This is a genomic window from Xanthomonas sp. SHU 166, assembly GCF_000364685.1.
Classification (GTDB): domain Bacteria; phylum Pseudomonadota; class Gammaproteobacteria; order Xanthomonadales; family Xanthomonadaceae; genus Xanthomonas_A; species Xanthomonas_A sontii.
The window spans coordinates 1-4202 of the sequence record NZ_AQOJ01000329.1; the positions used below are offsets into that span (position 1 = coordinate 1).

Consider the following 4202-nt stretch of genomic DNA (forward strand, 5'->3'; position numbering starts at 1 on the left):
CGGCCAGGCGCGGCGGGCGGTGGGCGCGCAGCGCATCGACGAAGGCGGCGAGCTGCTGTGGCGACACCTGCAGTTCGCGGCGTGCGCCGCTCGCCGCCAGCGGCGCCTCGCTTTCGATCAGCGGTGCAGCGTCGGCGTCGGTGCCGTCGATCAGGGCCACGCCGTAGGCGGGCAGGGCCAGCCAGAACGGCGTGGCGCTGCGCTGGGCGTAACGGTCGGCCCAGCGTCGCGCCTGCACCGGATCGAACAGGCCGGCCGTCGGTGCGTTCACCGCATGCACCTGCAGCACCGAGCTGTCGACCGTGCGCAGCATTGCGGTCAGTGCCGGACTGTCCAGCCAGGCGGGCAGGGCGGTGATGCTCAGCGCCAGGTCCGCCGGCAGCGCGCCGCGCAGTTGCCGCAGCAGCGCCGCATAGGCGGGCAGCCGCGCGGTGGCGCAGTCGTGGTCGATCTCCACGCCGCGCAGTGCCACGCCGGCGGTGCGCCAAGTGCGCACCACGTGCAGCACCTCGGCGTCGATGCGCGTCGCGTCCAGTTGCGGCAATTGCCCGTCCAGCCGCACCACCGCGATCACCGGGCGGCCATCGGCGGCGAGCTGCCGCAGATCCACCGCGGCGGGGCCCCAGCCGGCGCGCGGATGCGCCTGCAGCGCGAGTACGCGCAACGTCGAGAAGTCCGCGCGGGTCTGTGCCAGCACTACCGCGTGCGCGCCACTCCATTGCCGCTGCCAGACGTAGACCTGGTGTTGCAGCGGCGTCGGGGCCGATGCCGCACAGCCACCAAGCAGCAGACTCAGCCCGAGCAGCGCGCAGCGCAGCGACACGACGGCCGGGTCAGGACACGCGCGGCCACACGCGGCCGCAGCGTTGCCACTGGATTTTCGCGCGAGCAGTGTGCGAAGCGTGGCTCATGCGCTGGCGATCACGAGAACAGCCCAAACAGCCGCTTCTTCGGCTTGGCGGCCAGTTGCCGGGCCAGCTCGTAGCTCTCGCGCACGTCCGCACGTTCGTGCAGCGCCAGCGAGCGCTCGAAGGCGGCGACCGACGCGGGATAGGCACCGAGGTTCATGTGGCAATTGGCTTCCATCATGTACAGCTGCGCCGCCGAGCCGGGATCCGCCTGCACCACGGCGTCGTCGAGCAGGGCGCGTGCCGCGTCGCAGGCCGGCAGTGCGCTGCGGTAGTCCTTGAGCACGTAATGGCAGTTGGCCTGGTAGTAGTGCGTGTAGAAGTCGTCCGTGCCGTCGCGCTGCACGGCGAGGAAGTCCTGCAGTGCGGCCTTGGCGTCGGGCAGATGGTACAGCAGCAGGTAGCCGCGTCCGTGCCGCGCGCGCTTGAGCGCCTGCAGGTCCTGCTGCTGCGTGCCCTCGGCGATCAGAGAGGCGTAGGCATCGACCGCGGCCGGGTAGTCGCGCGCCTCGCCGAGTGCGCTGGCGTGCACGAACAGCGTGTCCAGGTCGTGCGGATTCGCCTCCGCTGCCGCCTGCGACAGGGCGGTATCCACATGCTCCGGCTGCAGCCGGCCCAGGGCACGCGTCGCGGTGAGACGGTGGTGGGCCTGCACCAGCGCATACATCCGCAGCAGTTCCGGATCGGCCTGGGCCTGGTCGGGCAGTGCCTCGAACTCTTCCTGCGCCGCGTCGGCGATTTCCAGCACGTCGGCATGGCGGCCGACGCGGTTGAGATGGCTGCATGCCGCCTGCGCGCAATCCAGGAACAGCGGCGTGTCCAGTTCGTAGTCCATCATCAGGGTCAGCGCCAGATCCGCGGCCTCGGCGCGCATGCCCTGCTGGCGATAGGCCTCGCGTAGGTTCTGGTACAGGAACTGGAACTGGCTGTGGCGCAGCCCTTCTTCGAGGATGGCCTGCGCCTGCGCGTACAGGCCCCGGTCCAGGTACAGCAGGCCGAGGTTGTTGCAGCACATCGCGAAGGTATGGGGGTCGGTGTTGCAGGTGGCGGCCTCGCCCAGTTCCAGGGCTTGCCGGAACAGCGTGGTGCCGTGCTCGTAGAGGGCGAACTGCACCGCGTCGACGTAGCCGGCATCGGCCGGCTCCATCCCGGCGTGTTTCCATTTGCCGATGGAGACGCCGGCGCTGTAGTAGTGGCAGGCGTTGCCGTCGCGGAAGTCCAGCTGCAGCAGCTGCGGCGACTGCCCGGCAGGCAGCGATTCCATCTCGAACAGGCGGACCTGCAGGTCCACCTGCGGCTGCAGCGCGTGGGCGTTGCGGTAGGCGCTGATCGCCGATGCGGGTTCGTCCAGCCAGTAGTGCGCGCTGCCGAGCAGGCGGTGCGCCTCGGCGTCGTGCGGGGCCAGGCCGATCGCGCGTCCGGCCCACTCGGCGACGGTGCGCAGCGCCTGCCGGCGGTCGCTGGTGAAGTGCGCGCTGCGGTCGAGGTAGATCAGGCACTTCAGCCGCCATGGCGCCGGGTCGCCCGGCGCTGCCTGGATCCGGGCGTCGCAGCGCTGCATCAGCACATCGAGGTCGGCCTCCTGCAGATGGTTGAGCACGGTCGTGCCGGACCACAGCCTGTACAGGCCGTCGACGTTGTCCTGGCGAAGGGCGGCCATGCCGCGTTGGATCAGGGTCTGCATGCAGCGGATGCTCTGGAAAGACGGTGCGGGACCCGGCAGCAGCGCGCGGCAGCGTCTCCCGCAGGGCGACGTTGCGGTAGATAGACGAGCCAGCTGCGGTTTTCCCTACCGCGACCGCGGTGCGCCCGGCGCCGGCGACGCTGCATCGCCGCTACGGCGCCGCCGCCCAGAAGCGCTGCTTGTACTGCACGAACCGCTGGCGGCCGACGGTGTCGAACCAGGACAGGTCGTAGAACGGACACACGACGGCACTGCGATCGCGCGGCGGCATCGCATCGAACAGGAGAGGCGGTATCAGCGCTGTGTCTTGGCCTCCCGGCAGCGCCGGCAGGCGCCGATTTGCGATGATGCCGGTCTCGTCCCTCGATCCTGATGTCATGAATCCATCGCGACCTGTTTTGCGTTTCGCAAGCGTGTTCGGTGCGGCCCTGGTTGCCATGACCGGCCGGTGCGCTGTCTCCGATGCCGCGCCGCCTGCCGGCGCCGTCACGCGCTGCGGCTGGTTCGACAATCCCTCGCCAGGCAACGCCACGCTCGTGGACAAGGCCGGCGAGTGGACGGTCGGCCAGCAGGGCGGGCACCAGGCCGAGGGCACATGGCCGACGTTCTCCCAGGCGCGCTGGGTGGCGACCGGGACGGGCAGCGCCGGCTACGGCTGCGCCTGCCTGAAGGTGCATGCGCGCGACGACACCCGCGAGGTGACCGCGATCGAGTCGGCGACGGCCCAGCCCTTGAAGACCTGCCGGCAGGACAAGGCACTGCGGGGCAGGGAGCCGGAGAATCCGCTGAAGTAAGAGGTTCGCTGCGCGGCGGATTGGCGGATCGGCGCTGATTCGGGCAGCGTCGCTGTCGAGTCCGCAGAGCGCGAAAACGAAAAAAGGAGCCTGGGCTCCTTTTTTCAATGGTTCACTTGCATCGTAGAAGGCAAGTGACGCTATTTGGAGCGGGAAACGAGACTCGAACTCGCGACCTCAACCTTGGCAAGGTTGCGCTCTACCAACTGAGCTATTCCCGCTTGGGAGCCGCGCATTCTACACGCCTGCCAGCAGGTGCGCTAGCCCTTCGTTGCAAAAAAATGTCCGTCGCTGCCCCCAGGGGGCGACAGCGGTTCCGCCGCGCCCTATGAGTCGCCACGGTCGACTCGGCCCGGCTCACGCCGCCAGCCACCACCACGCCAGCAACGCCGCCAGCAGCGTGGCGGCGCCGCCCAGCAGCCGCGGCCGGCGCCACCAGTGCCGCGGCTGGCGATTGATGGCATTGGCACCGGCAAGACGCAACAGGCCGCGGGCGAAACCGTGGCGATCCATGCTGCGGTCGCAGGCCTCGACGCACGCGCCGCAGGCGGTGCAGGCGTAATGCGCACCATTGCGCGGATCGATGCCGGCCGGGCAGGCCTGTACGCAGGCGTCGCAGGCCACGCAGTCGCCGAGTTGTTCGGCGCTGAACTTGGGCAGGGTGCCGGCATACGCGGCCAGGGCCTCGCCGCGGCTGCCGCCCTGGCCGGCGAGCTGGGCGATGCTGGCGCGCACGGCATAGTCGCGGGCGGTGACGGGGTCGAGCAGGCGCCGCCCGCGCTGGGCGATGCTGCCAGTGCCGCAGGCGCGGGCGCC

4 protein-coding genes and 1 tRNA gene are annotated in these 4202 nt (G+C 70.2%); 1 reads left to right on the forward strand and 4 read right to left on the reverse strand.

Features of this window, described 5'->3' with window-relative positions:
* Positions 1-823 (reverse strand): DUF3142 domain-containing protein (locus tag D180_RS09880; protein WP_043090738.1); only part of this gene is annotated, 823 nt, incomplete at its 3' end.
* Between the two features lie 98 nt (positions 824-921).
* Complete coding sequence (locus D180_RS09885) at positions 922-2592, reverse strand: hypothetical protein (protein ID WP_017912667.1); 1671 nt, start codon at positions 2590-2592, stop codon at positions 922-924.
* Positions 2593-2939: 347 nt separating this feature from the next.
* On the opposite strand from D180_RS09885, the gene D180_RS09890 reads away from it, so the two are divergent.
* Positions 2940-3386 carry a DUF4087 domain-containing protein gene (locus D180_RS09890; protein WP_226978618.1) on the forward strand — a complete coding sequence of 149 codons (447 nt, stop codon included), beginning with the start codon at positions 2940-2942 and terminating at the stop codon, positions 3384-3386.
* Between the two features lie 145 nt (positions 3387-3531).
* On the opposite strand, the gene D180_RS09895 is transcribed toward D180_RS09890, so the two are convergent.
* Together D180_RS09895 and D180_RS09900 are read right to left on the reverse strand one after the other, a co-directional pair.
* A tRNA-Gly gene (locus D180_RS09895) sits at positions 3532-3607 on the reverse strand.
* Positions 3608-3743: 136 nt separating this feature from the next.
* A partial coding sequence (locus D180_RS09900; RefSeq protein WP_017912668.1) for a 4Fe-4S dicluster domain-containing protein occupies positions 3744-4202 on the reverse strand: 459 nt, incomplete at its 5' end.